Annotated in this window: 14 protein-coding genes; 9 read left to right on the top strand and 5 right to left on the bottom strand. The window is 73.7% G+C overall.

What is annotated here, in order from left to right; genetic code table 11:
* Window positions 1-199: 199 nt before the first annotated feature.
* From AMK24_RS26135 to AMK24_RS26125, 3 genes are read right to left on the bottom strand one after another with little or no spacing between them, the layout of a single operon-like run.
* Window positions 200-859, bottom strand: a complete 660-nt coding sequence (locus tag AMK24_RS26135; protein WP_073771341.1) for a response regulator transcription factor — start codon at window positions 857-859, stop codon at window positions 200-202.
* Complete coding sequence (locus AMK24_RS26130; protein ID WP_073771340.1) at window positions 789-2,288, bottom strand: sensor histidine kinase; 1,500 nt, start codon at window positions 2,286-2,288, stop codon at window positions 789-791. The genes AMK24_RS26135 and AMK24_RS26130 overlap by 71 nt, the downstream gene beginning before the upstream one ends.
* Window positions 2,288-2,683 (bottom strand): hypothetical protein, encoded by a 396-nt coding sequence (locus AMK24_RS26125; RefSeq protein WP_073771339.1) that lies wholly within the window; start codon window positions 2,681-2,683, stop codon window positions 2,288-2,290. Before AMK24_RS26125 ends, AMK24_RS26130 begins: the two co-directional genes overlap by 1 nt.
* Before the next feature lie 466 nt (window positions 2,684-3,149).
* On the opposite strand from AMK24_RS26125, the gene AMK24_RS34330 reads away from it, so the two are divergent.
* The 6 genes from AMK24_RS34330 (at window position 3,150) to AMK24_RS26100 (ending at window position 9,619) form a co-directional block, all read left to right on the top strand.
* Window positions 3,150-3,305, top strand: a complete 156-nt coding sequence (locus AMK24_RS34330; protein WP_199876504.1) for a hypothetical protein — start codon at window positions 3,150-3,152, stop codon at window positions 3,303-3,305.
* A gap of 130 nt (window positions 3,306-3,435) precedes the next feature.
* Complete coding sequence (locus AMK24_RS26120) at window positions 3,436-4,677, top strand: hypothetical protein (protein ID WP_073771338.1); 1,242 nt, start codon at window positions 3,436-3,438, stop codon at window positions 4,675-4,677.
* A 35-nt stretch (window positions 4,678-4,712) separates the two neighbouring features.
* A complete protein-coding gene (locus tag AMK24_RS26115) occupies window positions 4,713-5,228 on the top strand; it encodes a hypothetical protein (protein ID WP_073771337.1) in 516 nt (171 codons plus the stop codon).
* A 573-nt stretch (window positions 5,229-5,801) separates the two neighbouring features.
* Window positions 5,802-6,287, top strand: a complete 486-nt coding sequence (locus AMK24_RS26110) for a DUF6643 family protein (RefSeq protein WP_073771336.1) — start codon at window positions 5,802-5,804, stop codon at window positions 6,285-6,287.
* Between the two features lie 162 nt (window positions 6,288-6,449).
* A complete protein-coding gene (locus AMK24_RS26105; protein WP_073771335.1) occupies window positions 6,450-7,040 on the top strand; it encodes an Rv1733c family protein in 591 nt (196 codons plus the stop codon).
* Between the two features lie 155 nt (window positions 7,041-7,195).
* Complete coding sequence (locus tag AMK24_RS26100; protein WP_073771454.1) at window positions 7,196-9,619, top strand: right-handed parallel beta-helix repeat-containing protein; 2,424 nt, start codon at window positions 7,196-7,198, stop codon at window positions 9,617-9,619.
* On the opposite strand, the gene AMK24_RS26095 is transcribed toward AMK24_RS26100, so the two are convergent.
* Window positions 9,586-11,913 carry a hypothetical protein gene (locus AMK24_RS26095; RefSeq protein WP_242435261.1) on the bottom strand — a complete coding sequence of 776 codons (2,328 nt, stop codon included), beginning with the start codon at window positions 11,911-11,913 and terminating at the stop codon, window positions 9,586-9,588. The two genes, AMK24_RS26100 and AMK24_RS26095, sit on opposite strands and share 34 nt — an antisense overlap.
* Window positions 11,914-12,304: 391 nt before the next feature.
* Here AMK24_RS26095 and AMK24_RS26090 point away from each other — a divergent pair, with 391 nt between their 5' ends.
* The 3 genes from AMK24_RS26090 (at window position 12,305) to AMK24_RS26080 (ending at window position 15,515) form a co-directional block, all read left to right on the top strand.
* Complete coding sequence (locus AMK24_RS26090; protein ID WP_073771334.1) at window positions 12,305-13,165, top strand: DeoR/GlpR family DNA-binding transcription regulator; 861 nt, start codon at window positions 12,305-12,307, stop codon at window positions 13,163-13,165.
* A 139-nt stretch (window positions 13,166-13,304) separates the two neighbouring features.
* On the top strand, window positions 13,305-13,757 hold the full coding sequence (locus AMK24_RS26085) for an SRPBCC family protein (protein ID WP_073771333.1): 453 nt from the start codon (window positions 13,305-13,307) through the stop codon (window positions 13,755-13,757).
* 156 nt (window positions 13,758-13,913) lie between these two features.
* On the top strand, window positions 13,914-15,515 hold the full coding sequence (locus AMK24_RS26080) for an SDR family oxidoreductase (protein WP_073771332.1): 1,602 nt from the start codon (window positions 13,914-13,916) through the stop codon (window positions 15,513-15,515).
* A gap of 38 nt (window positions 15,516-15,553) precedes the next feature.
* Here the strand turns inward: AMK24_RS26080 and AMK24_RS26075 are convergent, their stop codons facing one another.
* Window positions 15,554-16,687: a PLP-dependent cysteine synthase family protein gene (locus tag AMK24_RS26075; protein ID WP_073771331.1), complete on the bottom strand. Its 1,134-nt coding sequence runs from the start codon at window positions 16,685-16,687 to the stop codon at window positions 15,554-15,556.
* Window positions 16,688-16,918: the final 231 nt, after the last annotated feature.

Genomic DNA, 16,918 nt, shown 5'->3' with positions numbered 1-16,918 from the left:
GCGGCGGCGCCTCCGTCGCGGGCGGGGCCTCGGAGGTCGTCCGCGCCGCTCACGGGTCCCGCATCGCCGGCGGCCCGTAAGGAGGATTCTCGGGGCGGGCCATGAGGTGGCGGTGAGACAGCGGTGAGACTGTTCTCATCGGGTGCGACGGTGTGCGGCCGCCGCACCCGGTGAGTGCGCCGTACGGGTACCGCGAAGGTCAGACCCGCAGCCGGTAGCCGACGCCCCGCACGGTCTGGACCCGTTCGGCGCCGATCTTGCGCCGCAGGTAGCGGATGTAGACGTCGACGATGTTGGAGCCGGGGTCGTAGTCGAATCCCCATACCTGGCTGAGAAGTTGTTCGCGGGACAGGACACGGTCGGGGTTGCGCATGAGGATCTCGGCGAGCGCGAACTCGCGGGCGGAGAGGTCGGTGACGCGTTCGCCCGCCCGGGCCCGGCGAGTCCGGAGGTCCAGGATCAGATCGCCCACCCGCAGCAGGAAGTTCTCCGGCGGTTCCTCACGGCGCAGGCGCAGCCGTACGCGGGCCAGCAGCTCGTCGAAGGCGAACGGTTTGACCATGTAGTCGTCGGCGCCGCTCTCCAGGCCCGCCACGATGTCGCTCACGCTGTCGCGCGCGGTGAGGATGACGACGGGCAGGGTGATGCGCGCCTCCCGCAGCCTGCGCAGCACGGTCAGTCCGTCGTAGCCGGGCAGGCCGAGGTCGAGGAGGAGGAGGTCGAAGTCCCGGCCCCGGGCGTGCTCGTAGGCGGCGGCGCCGTCGGAGACGACCCGCGTGACGTATCCGCTATGGCGCAGGCCTCTTTCGACGAAGGCAGCGATTCTTGCCTCGTCCTCGGCTATCAGGATCCTGCTCACAGAAGGTTCCTTCGGTCGTGGGGTGCAGTGCGGGGAGGTCGATGACGAATCTCGCGCCGCCTTCGGGGGCCTCCTCGACGCGCGCGGCGCCGTCGTGCGCCTGGGCGATCTCGCGGACCAGGGCCAGCCCGAGGCCGATGCCGGTGGCGGCCCGGCCGGGGACCGCCGTACCCGCCTGGTAGAAGCACTGGAAGATCCGTTCGCGGTCTTCCGGGGCCACGCCGGGCCCGCTGTCCGCCACCCAGAGCAGCACCCGTCCGTGCCACAGGCGGGAGCCGATCTCGATCCGGTCCCCTTCCCCGGTGTGGCTGACCGCGTTGGCGGCGAGCTGCATCAGGGCCTGGGTGACCCGTTGCCCGTCCAGGTGCACGCTGACGTCGGCGACCTCGGCCACGGCCCAGCGCCTGCGCCCGAGCGCCTGCGCCTTGGCGGCCACGTCGACCACCAGATCGGTCAGGGGGGCCGGGCCGACGGTCAGGAAGTCGGGGCGTTCCGCGCGGGCCAGGAGCAGCAGGTCGTCCACGATCCGCCGCATCCGGTCCAGTTCGTCGAAGAGCAGGGCACGCGTCTGGCGGTGCCTGTCGCCCGGGTCCTCGTCCATCAGTTCCAGGTGGCCGCGCAGGACCGTGATGGGGGTCCGCAATTCGTGCGCCACCTCGTCCAGGAAGCGGCGTTGCGCGGTGAAGGCGCCCGAGAGGCGGTCGAGCATGTGGTTGAACGTCTCGGCCAAGGCCGCCACGTCGTCGCTCCCCCGGACCGGCAGCCGCTGGTTGAGGTCCGTCTCGCTGATCCGCTCGGCCGTCTGCCGGACCAGCCGGATCGGGGCCAGGACCCGTCCCGCGACCAGCCAGCTCGCCAGCCCCGCGACCACCAGGGCGAAGCACCCGGAGGCCAGCAGCAGTCGCGCCATGTGGCGTTCCTGCCGCAGCTCCCGGTCCCGGAAGGACAGCAGGACGAGCCGGGTGTCGGTGTGGTCACCGGCCAGCTGCACCGGGACCACGCCGTAACGGACCCGGCCGGCCGGGGAGTCGAGCCATCGGACGCGGGTGTCGGCCGTGCCCGCCATCAGGGCCACGACCTCCCGGTCCCGGTCCAGCCGGACCGGGACGGGTCCGGGGCTGCGCCGGTCCGCCCGCCCGTCGACGACGCTGAAGAAGGCCGCGTTGTGCTCGGGGCGGTGGATCGCCATGAACGCGGTCAGCAGCGCGGCGCCGGTGGTGAAGCGCTCACCGGTGTACGGGTCGCGGGAGGTGAGGGCGAACGCGCGCAGCTTGTCGGCCTCGGACAGGAGCTGGGCGTCCACCTGCCGGTCCAACTCCGCCTGCCAGATGATCGTGATGCCGAAGGTGGGCACGGCCAGGGCCGCGCCGAGCAGCAGGAGCATCCAGCCGACGATCCGGGAGCGTGCGCTGGCGGTGCGCCCGATCATCACTCGTCCCACTCGTCGTCCGTGTCTCCCCGAGGGCCGCGTGACGCGTCCTCGTCGCCGTCGTCGCCCTCGGCGCCGTCCTCGGCGCTCCGGTCGTCGCCCGTCGCGCCCCGGGGGGCCCGCGAGGACTTCTCCTCGTCCCCGACGACGCGTGACGCCCGCTCCTCCCTTTCGCCGTCCGGACCGTTACGGGAGTCGCTCTGCCCGTCGTCGGCGGCGGGCGGGGCGGAGGGAGCACGGGCCGGCCGCCCGAGCAGGTGCGGGAAGGACCGGGCCCGGCGGAGGGCGGGGCGGCGGGGCGGCCGGGTGAAGAGGCGGCCGAAGGCGCAGGCCCGGAGGGAACGGGCACCACCACCGCCGGGCCCATGGAAGGCGGCACGCTCTGCCCCGGCCATAACCAGAGGGCCAGTAACACCAAGGCCCCCACGCCGCATCCCGTCAATACCGACCCCGCACCTCGCCACCACATCGGGCCATTCTGCCCTCGCGGGGAGGGGGAAACGGAGTTGAGGAGAGCATTCTCATCTTCGGGTCCGCGGCCGTGTCCCGCCCCTCACGACGGCACTGCCGGGCGGTGGCCTGCGAGCGCCCGCTCGCCCCGGCCCACCCGCGCCCATCAGGGACTTCGTGGACGACACGGCAGGATGGACGAGCCGCGCCGGGCGGCCGGAACGGCGCGAGAACCGTGGGCGGCATCGCACCCCCCCCTCCGTCCGGGGGCTTCTCCCACCTGTTCCGACATTGCCGTTCATTGACACTCCATCAATCGCGCTTTTACATTCGGCGAGCGGGTCGGCAGGTGATTCCTTCACCCTCGCCCCGTCGTCCGGAGTACCTTCCGCACTGTCATCGGAGGACCCCATGGAACAGCTCATCCAGAAGATGTCCGAGGACCGCGTCTGGCAGTATTGGCTGGCCGCCAACTCGGTTCAGCAGGCCGTGAAGAACGGCTGCATCAGCGCCGCTCCCAAGAGTGGATGCATCAGCGCGACACCGAAGAGCGGCTGTATTTCCTGATCGGCCGCGGGGCGCCGGGGAGCGGCTCGCCGGAGATGGCTCCCCCCCACCTCAGCGCACTTCCCGGCGCCCCGCTCCGGCTCTCTCACAGCTCCCGCCCCCCAGCTGTGCGAAACATGAGAGGGAATTCATGAAAGGCCAGCCGACCGACGAGGTCATCGAACACATACGGGACATTCCGATCTATCAGGAATCCCTGGCGAAGGGGTACTTCCCCGTGCTGGACAAGCCGGAGATCGCCCGCGGGTTCCCCGGCAACTGGATGACGCCCCGACTGGCCGCGGCGCTCGAGAACGGCGAGGCCGAGTTCGTCCTGTCCACCGGCACCAACCACGCCCGGATGCAGATCATCCGGCCGCCGTACTTCCTGCTCCGCTCGTACTACGAGCTGTGGCGCGACCATCCCGACATCGGCGGGACCTGGGAGGCGGGGTGCCCCCGCGTCTCCCTGACCACGGTCCTCGCCACGGAGCACGTGGCGCGGGTCAACGCCGCCCGGCGCGGCGTGGAACCCGGCCGGCCCCCCTCTCCGGCCGACCGCCGGCTGGACGAGCGGACCCGCTACCTCAACCTCCTTCTGGACCCCGCGCGCTGGACCCGCGAGGACGTGCTGCGGATGCTCGGGGAGATCGACCGGGCCCGCTCCGCGCATCCCCGGGGCGACTACCACCTCGACTGCTCCGGCTCCCACTTGGCGCATCTGGTACGGAAGGTCGACGCCTGGGGCCTGGCGGACGCGTTCCCGGAGCCCGCCAGCATCATCCACGCCTACGAGTACACCCCGGTGAACGTACGGCGGTTCCTGCACCGGCGGTTCGCCTGCCCGGTCGTCGACCTGTTCGGCAGTACGGAGTTGGGCTACCTCTACTACAGCGACCAGGAGGGGAGGTACTGGCCGCACCTCGACGGGATGAGCGTCGAACTCCTGCCGGTGGCCGCAGGAAGCACGATCCACCAGCTCATCGTCACCAGTGTGCGCAATCCCCACATGCCGCTCGTCCGCTACCGGTCCGGCGACTGCGTGCGCACCCTGGACGGCACGCCGGACCCTTCGAAGATCGTCCAATTCTGCGGTCGTCTCAAGGAATTGCTCACCACACCGAGCGGCCCCGTCGCCCAGGGGGACCTCGACCGGCATATCGCGGCCGCCTCCCCGCGGATCTTTCTGCACCAACTCCGCCTCCGCGACGACGCGAAGGCCGCTCTGCTGTACACGACGTTCACCGGAGAACCCCTCGGGGACGCGGAGGCGGAATCGCTGCGGCGGAGCACCGGCGAACTGATCGGCCGGGCCTGCGAGATCGAGCACCGCACCCGTATTCCGATCGGGCCCTCCGGCAAGTACGCCTGGCTCACCGCCCACCGCACCTGACAGCCCGCCGTCCCCGCCCCAGGAAGAGGAGTGCCATGACCAGCGGACGGAAACTCACCGCCGACGACCTCGAACTGCTGCTGGGAGAGGACCTTCATGCCGAAGTGGTGAGGCATTTCCGGGACAAGGCGCCGGACGCACCCCCCGGTTTCGTGGAACGACAGGTCACAGAATGCCTTCGGTACCTCTATCTCGTCTCCCTGCACCCGGATCGCCTCGGCGGACTTTTCCTCCCGGTCGAACAGGATATCGACGAGATCTGGCACTACCTCATCCTGCAGACCCGGGAATACCGCTCGCTCTGCGAAGAACGGCTTCCCGGCCGGTTCTTCATCAACCATCGCAGCATCGCCTACGAGGACTACCAGGACGGTCCGGGGCGGGAACAGGCGCTGGAAGAGGCATTGCGCTGGATTCCCCTGTGCTGCCGGGAATTCGGACCGTTCGACGCGGACGCTCTGCCGCACTGGACCATGGTGAGGTTCCTCCACGAGCGGATGCTCCTCCCCCTCGCGGACATAGCGGCACTCAAACCCGTGCCGGCGGCCTGAACCGCATTCCTTTCGCCCGTGCGGCACGTGGCGACCGGAAGCACGACGCGTCCGAGTACGGCGGACCGTCCGGGTCACGGGCGGGACGCCGGACCGGGCACGTGTCGCGGTCGCGCCGGAACCGGCCCCGACCAGGGGCGGGAGCCGTCTCCTTCCGGGACCGCCTTCGGAGCCCCCTCCGGGAGACGCCCTGGTCGGGCCGCGTGGCGAGTGCGCTCCCGGCCTCCGGGCGCATTCGGCCCGGGACGGCTCCGCTGCCGCCGCCGCGGGCCGGCAGCGGGAGGGCGCGGTCAAAGGCCCGGCCGGAGTCCGTGGGGCGGCGGCCGCGCCACCGGGATCTTCGCGCCGCACTTACGGCCAAACGCCATTCGCTCCCCGTCCGTGCGCGTCCGGGCCGTTCCCGATCACTGCCGGGAACGGCTCCGATGCCATCGCCCGTCGACGGAAAGACGCCTGCTGTCAAGGAAGCCCTCACCACGTTTCCGCAGACCGGCGGCAGAGAACCAGCGCAAATCGGATAACCCGACGATTGGGGCTCCCCATTCAGCACATCGTGGGCTTAACTTAGGTGGCATGACGTCCCCCCGCTCCACCTTCGGCGGCGGCTACTACGCCGCGTCGTTCCCCGACACTCCGATCTACGACTCCTTGGTCGCGGAGCGGGGAACCCCTCAGATCGCCCCCATCCGCGTCCCGGCCGCCTACGACACGGGCAGCAGCTACCTGCCGGCCGTGCCGTCGGCGCTGCCCGCCCTGCCCGCCGCGCCGTCGCAGCAGACCGGCTCCTACGGCTACCCGCAGCAGCAGCCGATGCCGCAGTACCAGCAGGCTCCGGCGCAGCACACGCCGATGCAGCCCGCCCAGCTGCAGCACGCGCCCGCGCCCTACATTCCGCAGCAGCCCTCGGCGGCCCGCGGCTACCCGCAGCAGCCCCAGCCGCAGCGGCCCGCGCCCGCCACCGGGTACGAGGCGATGCGTCCGGCCTCGCCGCGGCCCGTACCGGCGCAGTCGCCCTACGAGGACCCGTACAACCGGCCGTACCAGAGCCGGGGATACTGAACCTCGCTTCCGTCGTGCGGCACGGTGCGCCGGGGGACGCACCGGGCGTCGGGCGCGCCCAGGGCACGGGCACGCCGCCGGCCCTCGGCCGCACACCGGCCCCCGCCCGGCGGGAAGTCGATCGAGGGGGACGGGGGTTCGGCGGTGCGGGTGCCGTGGGGGATGCCGCGCGGGCGGCGCGGTCCGCTGGGCCGTGCCACCGGCCGGCACGAGGCGTGGGTGGCGCTCGGGGCGCTGCTGCTCCTCCTGCTCGGCGCCCCGGCCGCGGGGTGGGCGGGCGGCGCGCTCGCCGACGCCTCGCTCCAGCGGTCGGTACGCTCCCAGCACGCTGAGCGCCACGCGGTCCAGGCGGTCGTGACGGGCCCGGCGGCCGGACCGGAACGGTTCGCGGGCGATCCCGAGGCGGGGGCCGAACACGCTGCGCGCGCCCGGGTGATGGCGTCCTGGCGGGCCCCGGACGGCAGTCCGCGCACCGGCGAGGTGGCCACCGCGTCCCCGCCCGGCCCCGCGGGGTCCGCGCTGCGCATCTGGACGGACGCGGCGGGCCTGCCGGTGCCGCCGCCGATGGACGGCCGCACCGCCCGGACCCACGCGGTGCTGGGCGGCGTCGGCGCCTTCCTGCTCGCCGCCGGGTGCGTCGAGGCGGGGCGGCGGCTGATCGTGCGGCACCTCGTGCGGCGGCGCCACGAACGGCTCGACCGGGAGTGGGCGGCGACGGCGCCACTCTGGAGCAGGGCCGGAACGGGCGGCTGACCACGGCCGCCCCGGCCGAAGGCCGCGGCGCCGACGGGGCCGACTCGTCAACTCCCTCCCCTCACGCGCGCTACGGTGGTCCGACCCCGTCCGCCTCCCCGGCGACGGACGGGCCCGAGGCATCGCACAGCACGAGGTGGGGGCACAGCAACGCCATGGCACAGGGCACGGTCCAGGTGACGCACACCGGCACATCGCGATGGCGCCGCCGCACGGGCGAGTACGCCTCCCTCTCCGCGGCCCTGGAGGCGGCGGCAGACGGCGACGTCCTCACCGTCGCGCCCGGAACGTACCGGGAGAACCTCGTCCTCCACCGCGCGGTGACGCTGCGCGGCCCCGAGGGATCGGTCGGCTCCGTGCGGATCGCGCCGGCCGACGGCGTACCGCTGACCGTGCGCGCCTCCGCGGTCGTCCAGGACCTCCACGTCGAGGGCCAGGACGCGGCGGCCCCGGCGCTGCTGATCGAGGACGGCACGGCGGAGCTGCGGGACCTGCGGATCGTGACGCGTTCCGCCGCGGGCATCGAGGTGCGCGGCGCGGCCCGGCCCACCGTGCGGCGCTGCACGGTCGACAACCCGGCCGGGGTCGGCATCGCCGTACTGGACGGCGCGGGCGGCGTGTTCGAGGAGTGCGAGATCGTCTCGGCCGGCCAGGCGGGCGTCTCGGTCCGCGACGGGGGGCACCCCCGTCTGGACCGCTGCCGGGTGCACCACGCCTCCGGCGCGGGCATCGGCGTCACCGGCGAGGGCAGCGGCCTGGAGGCGTTCGGCTGCGAGGTGTACGAGATCAAGGGCAGCGGCATCCAGGTCACCGCCCGCGCCTCGGCGCACCTGACCGACTGCACGGTGCACCGCACGTCGGCGGACGGCGTCACGCTGGACACCGACGCCGTGCTGACGCTCGCCGACTGCGACATCCACGACATCCCGGAGAACGCCGTCGATCTGCGGTCCCGTTCGGTGCTCACGCTGACCCGCTCCACGGTCCGCCGCTTCGGCCGCAACGGACTCTCCGTCTGGGATCCGGGAACCCGGGTGGACGCCAACCAGTGCGAGATCCACGACAGCACGGGCGACTACCCGGCCGTCTGGGTCAGCGACGGCGCGACGGTGATACTGGACGCCTGCCGGGTGCACGACGTGCCCGACGCGATCTTCGTCCTCGACCGGGGCTCGCGCGTCGACGTCGTGGACAGCGACCTCTCCCAGATCCGCAACACCGCCGTGTCCGTGAGCGACGGAGCGACCGCCCAGCTCGACGACTGCCGGATCAGGGAGGCGTCCACGGGCGCCTGGTTCCGCGACCACGGCAGCAGCGGCACGCTCGGCAACTGCACGATCGACGCGGCGCAGACCGGGATCATCGTCACCAAGGGCGCGGACCCCACCATCGAGCGCTGCACGGTGACCTCTCCCGCGGAGGCGGGTTTCTACGTCTCCGCCGAGGGCCGGGGCACCTTCGACGGCTGCCGGGTGACGGGCAGCGAGGGCTACGGCTTCCACGTCATGGACGGCTGCCGCACCACGCTCACCCGCTGCCGTACCGAGCGGTGCGCACGGGGCGGGTACGAGTTCCCCGAGGGCGACGGCGGCTCCGGGACCGGCCCGGTGGTCGAGGACTGCACGAGCGACGAGAGCGCGCTGCGTACGGCCCCGGCGCCCGCGGTGCTGACGGCCGCCCGGACGTCGCCCGGCCTGCTGGGTTCGCCGCCCGCTCCGCGCCGGGCCGAGCCCGCCCCGGAACCGGCCGCCCCGGCGGAGCCGGTCCGGGACTCCTCGGCGGTCCTCGGTGAACTGGACGCGCTCGTGGGCCTGGAGAACGTCAAGCGCGAGGTACGGGCGCTCACCGACATGATCGAGGTGGGCCGCCGCCGCCGGGAGGCCGGGCTCAAGGCCGCCTCCGCCCGCCGCCACCTCGTCTTCACCGGCTCCCCCGGGACCGGCAAGACCACGGTCGCCCGGCTGTACGGGGAGATCCTGGCCTCGCTCGGCGTGCTGGAGCGGGGCCACCTGGTCGAGGTCTCCCGGGTGGACCTGGTCGGCGAGCACATCGGCTCCACGGCGATCCGGACCCAGGAGGCGTTCGACCGGGCGCGCGGCGGAGTGCTGTTCGTCGACGAGGCGTACGCCCTCTCCCCCGAGGACTCCGGCCGCGACTTCGGGCGGGAGGCCATCGACACGCTGGTGAAGCTGATGGAGGACCACCGGGACGCGGTGGTCGTGATCGTCGCCGGCTACACCGTGGAGATGGAGCGGTTCCTCACCGTCAACCCCGGGGTGGCCTCGCGGTTCTCGCGGACCATCACCTTCGGCGACTACCTCCCCGAGGAGCTGCTGCGGATCGTCGAGCAGCAGGCCGACGAACACGAGTACAGCCTGGCGGACGGCACCGGGGAGGCGCTGCTGAAGTACTTCACCGAGCTTCCCAAGGGCCCCGCCTTCGGCAACGGCCGCACCGCCCGCCAGACGTTCGAGTCGATGGTGGAGCGGCACGCGGGCCGGGTCGCCCAGCTCGCCGAGACGAGCACGGACGACCTGACCCTGCTCTACCCCGAGGACCTCCCCGAACTGTCCTTGTGAAGCCCGGCCTCGGCCTGCCGGGGCACCAGCGGCCCCAGTTCGTCGAGGAGGGCGGTCCGCTCCTCGGCGAAGGCGGGGTCGGCCCGGTAGTCGGAGTGGCCGAGGATCGGCTCGGGCAGGGGGAGCTTCGTGGTGCGCCCGTACGCCTGCGGGTCCTTCAGAGGGCCCCGGTCGACGCCCGGGTCGGGGTCGGCGCAGATGCGGACGGGACCGCCGATCGGGTCGGTCGCCCGCCACAGGTTGCGCCAGCAGTGCACCGAGCGGTGCAGCCCGAGCAGCGGTTCGGGCCCGAAGTAGGCCGGGAACCAGCGCCCGTAAAGCCGTTCCAGAGGCGAGCCGTAGGTGAGCAGCGCGACCCGGTGGCGGGTTGCGTCGGGCAGCTGCCAGACGGCGGACGCGGCGAGGACGCTGCCCTGCGAGTGACCCGAGATGACGAGCCGGCCCCGGGGCGTGGTCGCCGTCCAGGCGGACATCCGGGAGGCGAGGTCGGGGACGGCGCGCTCCGCGTAGCACGGCGGCGCGAAGGGGTGGGCGGCGCGCGGCCAGAAGGTGCCCACGTCCCAGAGGATGCCGATGGTGCGGCGGGCCGAGGCGTCCTTGTAGGCGCGGCGGCCCCCGGCGACGAACAGTATGAAGCCGAAGCCGATCAGCCAGGAGCCGGTCGCCTGGGCGGCGTCGGCCAGCGACTCCAGGAGCGGCCCGCTCCCGTCCGCGGCCCGGCCCGGCACCTCGTCGCTGCGCCAGGAGCCGGCGACCGCTCCCACCCCGAGCAGCAGGGTGGCGGCGGAGACCACTCCGACGATCCAGGGCGCGGAGTCGGTGAGGGCGGCGGTCGCGCGGATCCGGGCGATGCGGCGGGTCCGTCCCTCGTCGGGCTGTTCGGGGGCGTACTCCGCCTCGACGACCGGGCCGAGGCGGCGGGCGGTGCGCGCGGTGCGGACGGTCAGGAGCACGACCGGGACGAGCAGGAGCAGCAGGAGCACGGGGATGACGGACGCCTGCCAGCTGAGCAGGACCGGCGGGCCGGCGATGTCGGTGCCGTGGCCCATGCCCGGGGTGCCGGGCCCGTCGAGCCAGTCGGCGACGCGCTGGGCCACGCCGCCGGTCATCACGCCGCCGAGACCGCAGGCGAGCACGGCGACGGCGGGGCCGCCGAGCCCGCGCAGGACGGTCCGGGGGTCGCTGGTGTGCCGGTGGAGGATCCGGGCGACCACGGCGAGCGCGACGACGAGGACGCCCTGGCCGAGCGCGAGGAGCCGGAAGGTGGTTTCGCCGGGCAGGCTGCCCGAGGACTGCCAGTCGGGGCGCGACCAGGACGCGTGCACCGCGGCGAGGGCGAGCAGGACCAGCGCGGAACCGGGCAGGCAGGTGATCAGGGTGGCGTCCAGCCGGGCGTCACGGATGCGTTCGCTGCGGCCCCGGCGGCAGACGACCGCGACGGTGACGAGCGCGCACACGGCGATGCCGCCCTCGACGGCCGCGCCCAGGAGCGCCGGCACCGGGCCGCCGGCGCCCCGGTCGTGCCGGGCGGCGGCGCCCACCACGGCCGCTGCGACGGTCAGGAACCCGGCGGCGGTGTGGGCGGCGCGGAGCCGGGCGACGAGCCGGCGGCCGTACCAGAAGCCGGGCCTGCCGAGTGCGGGACGGACCGGAACGGTCGGGCGCGGGCACCCCTCGGCGTCCGGCTCGGGCGCGCCGCGGCCGTGGGCCTCCTCCACCCCGAAGGGGTCGTTGGCGTCGAAGTCCTCTCCGTCCAGGGGGCGTTGGGACTCGTACGCGCTCCAGGTCCGGTTGGAGAGGTACCACAGCAGTCCCACCAGGGCGGCGGGCGCGACGGCCGCCAGGGCGAGGCGGCGGCCCGGTTGGGACCACCAGCCGCCCTGACGGTCCGACAGGAAGCCGAGCCAGGCGCGCCGTTCGGCGCAGGCGTCGGCGCCCGCGCACTGCCAGGCCACCAGGTCCAGGGCGACCTCGCAGGCGGCGGCCGTCAGGAGCACGGTGAGGCTCAACGCCAGAAGCCGCACCAGGACGCCGTACAGGCGGACCGCCCGGCTACGGCCGACCGCGGTGGGGCGCATCCAGTGGGCGAGGTTGACCACCATGAACGGCAGGAGCAGCAGCCACAGCGCACGGGAGCCGTTGCCGGAGGTCAGGCCGGACCAGCAGTACGCCTCGGCCACGGGCTCGTCCCGGTAGCGCTCGGGGTGCCTCTCCGCGTCGACGTCGTCGGTGCGCCGGTGCACGGCGGCGGTCTCGTCCCCGGTGACCCGGGTCGTGCGGGGGTCGCCCAGCATCTCCTGCGGGGTGGTGCCGCCGACGCCGTGGACGAGCAGTTCCAGTGCGGTCCCGGTGTGCCGCGGGGCCGTGGGGGTCGAAGAGGGGTGCGGGGAGGGGGGTGGCGGGGGCAGGGCGGCAGAAGCCAAGGGGGGCTCTCTCTCGGGCGCGGCGGCCTCGGCGGCCGACGGGGACGTGCGCGGGAGCGGTGGGCGCGGGCCGGGACGCCGAGGGCTCCGGCCCCGGCGGCCCGCCGGTGGTACGGACCCAGGATTGCGGGCGCGGGGCGGGTGCGTGAGCGGTCTCACGGAATCTCCCCAGGTGGGACGTCGGACATGCGTGCGTGGCAGGATGAGCGTGTCGCGCAGGCCGCTGCGGACCGTACGGCAGAGGGAAGGACCGGGCCCGGCGTTGAGCGAGAATCAGAACCTGCTCGCGGAGCAGCGTCGTGCGCTGATCCTCGACGAGGTGCGCAGGCGCGGCGGGGTCCGGGTCAACGAGCTGACCCGCAGACTGAACGTCTCCGACATGACGATCCGCCGGGATCTGGACGCGCTGGCCCGCCAGGGCGTCATCGAGAAGGTCCACGGCGGGGCGGTCCCGGTCGTCGAGGCGAGTACGCACGAACCCGGCTTCGAGGCGAAGTCGGCGCTGGAGCCGGGCGCCAAGGAGGAGATCGCGCGGGCGGCGGCGGCCCTGGCGGCTCCGGGCAGCGCCATCGCGCTCTCGGGCGGCACGACGACCTTCGCGCTGGCCCGCCGTCTGCTGGACGTGCCGGACCTGACGGTGGTGACCAACTCGGTGCGGGTGGCCGACGTGTTCCACGACGCGCGGCGTCCGGCGGGAGGCGGCGGCGCGCGGCCGGGGGCGGCGACGGTGGTGCTGACGGGCGGGATCCGCACCCCCTCGGACTCGCTGGTGGGGCCGGTCGCGGACCGGGCCATCGGCTCCCTCCACTTCGACGTGCTCTTCCTCGGCGTGCACGGGATCTCGTCCGAGGCCGGGCTCTCCACCCCGAATCTGGCGGAGGCGGAGACCAATCGCCGTCTGGTGCGGGCGGCCCGCCGGATCGTGGTCGTGGCCGATCACACCAAGTGGGGCACGGTGGGCCTGAGTTCCTTCGCCTCGCTGGAGGAGGTCGACACGTTCGTCACGGACTCGGGGCTGGCTCCGGAGCTGCGCGCGGAGATCGGGGAGCAGTTGCCGGGCCTGCTGGTGGCGGGCGAACCCCCGGCGGAGCCCGCCGACGCCCTGCCCGTCCCCGGACGCTGACGCGGACCCCGGCGGGTTCCGCCGGGCCCGCCCTCCCCTGCGAGACGTCCGGCGGTTCCGCGCGGAGCGGCGGGGCGCCCTCCAGGACCTGTCGTCGCACTGCCGCCTGCCGGGCGGCCACAGGCCCTAGGATCACGGGGTGGCCGTCTTCCGGATCGAGCGCTTCTCCCCTCTTCCCGCCGCCGAGGCATGGCGCCGGGTGACCGACTGGGAACGGCATGCCGCGCAGGTGCCGTTGACCGCGATCTCGGTCCCCACCGGCCTCCCCTCGCGGCTCGGCACGGTCTTCGTGGCCCGTACGGGGCTGGGTCCGCTGGCGTTCGACGATCCGATGGAAGTGGTGCGGTGGACGCCGCCCGCCGGGGGCCGGGCCGGGGTCTGCCGCCTGGAGAAGCGGGGCTCGGTGGTGCTGGGCCGCGCCTCGATCGACGTCCTGCCCACGGGTTCCGGTTCCCATGTGGTCTGGGTGGAGGAGTTGCGGGTGCGGCTGGTCCCCCGGTTCGGCGACCCGCTGCTCGCCTCGGCCGGGCGGCGGATGTTCGGGAAGGTCCTGGACGCCCTCCTCGCCTCCCCCGGCGGCGCCGAGGGGTGACACGACCGCGGGGGCGGGAGACCGGCCCCGCGCGCCCGGCCCCCGCCCGCCGGGCGGTTCGGGAGAGCGGCGCCGGACGACGACGCCGGGACGTCGGTACCGCCGTACGGCGTGCCCGACCGGTGGTGCGCGCCGGCCGGTGCCAGACTCGGACAGATGACGGATCACCACGACGGTTCCGACGGCTCCCACGACGCCTCCGGCCCCCCGGGGCGCCCCGACGCTCCCGAGCGCCCCGACGGGTCGGCCCCCCGCTGCCTGGTGACCGGGGCGACCGGTTACATCGGCGGCCGGCTGGTGCCCGCCCTGCTCGGCTCCGGGTACCGGGTGCGCGCTCTGGCCAGGACGCCGCAGAAGCTGCGCGACTACCCGTGGGCCGACCGGGTCGAGGTGGTGCGCGGCGATGTCACCGACGCCGACTCCCTGACCGGGGCGATGCGGGACGTCGACGTGGCGTACTACCTGGTGCACGCGCTCGGTTCCGGCTCGGACTTCGAGGAGACCGACCGCCGGGCCGCCCGGAACTTCGGCGAGCGGGCGCGGGCGGCCGGAGTGCGCCGGATCGTGTACCTGGGCGGGCTGACTCCGTCCGGGGTGCCGGAGGAGGACCTGTCCCCGCATCTGCGCTCGCGGACCGAGGTGGGGCGCATCCTGCTGGATTCCAGGGTGCCCACGGCGGTGCTGCGCGCGGCGGTCGTGATCGGCTCGGGGTCCGCCTCGTTCGAGATGCTGCGGTACCTCACCGAGCGGCTGCCGCTGATGGTCACCCCGAGCTGGGTGCGGACCCGCATCCAGCCGGTGGCGGTCCGGGACGTCATCCGCTGCCTCGTGGGATGCGCGGCGCTGCCGGCCGAGGTGAACCGGACCTTCGACATCGGCGGGCCGGACGTCATGACGTACCGGGACATGATGCAGCGCTACGCCCGCGTGGCGGGGCTGCGGCGGCGGCTGATCCTGCCGGTGCCGGTCCTCACCCCCACGCTCTCCAGCCGCTGGGTCGGCCTGGTGACCCCGGTGCCCGGCTCCATCGCCCGGCCGCTCACGGAGTCGCTGCGCCACGAGGTGGTGTGCCGGGAGCACGACATCGAGGAGTACGTCCCCGACCCCCCGGACGGGCCCATCGGCTTCGACCGGGCGCTGCGCCTGGCCCTGAAGCGGATCCAGGAGGCGCGGGTCGACACCCGCTGGTCCAACGCCTCGGTGCCGGGCGCGCCGAGCGACCCGCTGCCCACCGACCCGGACTGGGCGGGAGGCAGCCTCTACCGCGACGAACGGGAGCTGGCCGTGCCGGTCGGGCCCCGGGCGCTGTGGCGGGTGATCGAGGGCATCGGCGGGGAGAACGGCTGGTACTCCTTCCCGCTGGCCTGGTCGGTGCGCGGCTGGCTCGACCGGTTCGTCGGCGGGGTGGGGCTGCGGCGCGGGCGGCGGGACGCCCGGCGGCTGCGCGTGGGCGACTCACTGGACTTCTGGCGGGTGGAGGAGATCGTCCCGGGCGAGCTGCTGCGGCTGCGGGCCGAGATGCGGGTGCCGGGGCTCGCCTGGCTGGAGTTGTCGGTGCGCCGTGACGACCGGGGCCGGACGGTGTACGGGCAGCGTGCCCTGTTCCACCCGCGCGGGCTGCCCGGCCACGCCTACTGGTGGAGCGTGTGGCCCTTCCACTCGGTGGTGTTCGGCGGGATGGCGCGCAACATCGCCAAGGCCGCCGTGGAGGAGGAGAGGCGCCGCGGGCCGGTGTCCGACAGCGGTGAGGACGGCTGACGGCCCGGCCGCTCCGAGGGGCCGGCCGGGGCCTGCGGTCAGCAGGGCCAGGCGCCGGTGGCGAGGAACGTGTCGATGGCGGCGGTGTAGGGGGCGATGTCCAGGCCCTGCTCCTCCAGCCAGGAGTCGGAGTAGTACTTGTCCAGGTAGCGGTCGCCCGGGTCGCACAGCAGGGTGACGACGCTGCCCCGCTCCCCCTGTTCCACCATCTCCGCGATCAGCTTGAACGCGCTCCACAGCCCGGTGCCCGTGGAGCCCCCCGCCTTGCGGCCGATGGTCCGCTCCAGGGCGCGGACGGCGGCGACGCTGGCGGCGTCGGGGACCTTCATCATGCGGTCGATGGCGCCGGGTACGAAGCTGGGCTCCATGCGCGGGCGGCCGATGCCCTCGATGCGCGAGCTCCGGTCGCTGGCGGCGAGCGGGTCGTGGTGGGTCCAGCCGTCGAAGAAACAGGAGTTCTCCGGGTCGGGCACGCAGACGCGGGTGTCGTGCTGGAGGTAGTGGACGTAGCGGGCGATGGTCGCCGAGGTGCCGCCGGTCCCGGCGGTGGCGACGATCCAGGCGGGCTCCGGGAAGCGCTCCAGGCGCAGTTGCTGGTAGATCGACTCCGCGATGTTGTTGTTGCCGCGCCAGTCGGTGGCGCGCTCCGCGTAGGTGAACTGGTCCATGTAGTGCCCGCCGGTCTCGGCGGCGAGCGCGGCGGCCTGCTCGTACATGGTGCGCGAGTCGTCCACGAAGTGGCACCGCCCGCCGTGGAATTCGATGAGACGGCATTTCTCGGGGCTGGTGGTGCGCGGCATCACGGCGATGAACGGCACGCCGATCAGCTTGGCGAAGTACGCCTCCGACACGGCGGTCGAGCCGCTGGACGCTTCGATGACCGGCTTGCCCGGCCGGATCCAGCCGTTGCAGAGGCCGTAGAGGAACAGCGAGCGGGCGAGGCGGTGCTTCAGGCTCCCGGTGGGGTGTGTGGACTCGTCCTTGAGGTAGAGGTCGATGCCCCACTGCTCGGGCAGCGGGAAGCGCAGCAGGTGGGTGTCGGCGGAGCGGTTGGCGTCGGCCTGGACCTTGCGGACGGCCTCCTTCAGCCAGGCCCGGTACTCCGGGTCGCTGCGGTCGATGTCGACGGTCGCCCTGGCCCCGTGCCCGGCCGCGTTCTGGGTGGTGTCCATGGGCCCGCTCCTGTCGGTCGTGCTGCGTCGGTCCCCGATCCGGGATCCTGTTCCCACGATAGGCCCCCCACCTGCGCAAACGGTCACTTGGAGGGTCCATAGCCCTGCCTTTGGGGCCCGCGCCGGATGCTGCTGCGACAGGCGGTGCGGGCGGGTTCCCGGCCCGCCGCCAGGCCCTCTGGCGGTCCGGTCCGCGTCCGTGCACACTGCACAGCAGGAGAGGTGACGAAG

Source organism: Streptomyces sp. CB02366 (assembly GCF_001905905.1).
Classification (GTDB): Bacteria; Actinomycetota; Actinomycetes; order Streptomycetales; family Streptomycetaceae; genus Streptomyces.
The sequence above is the reverse complement of the archived record's forward strand: the minus strand, read 5'-3'. Positions and strand labels throughout refer to the sequence as shown.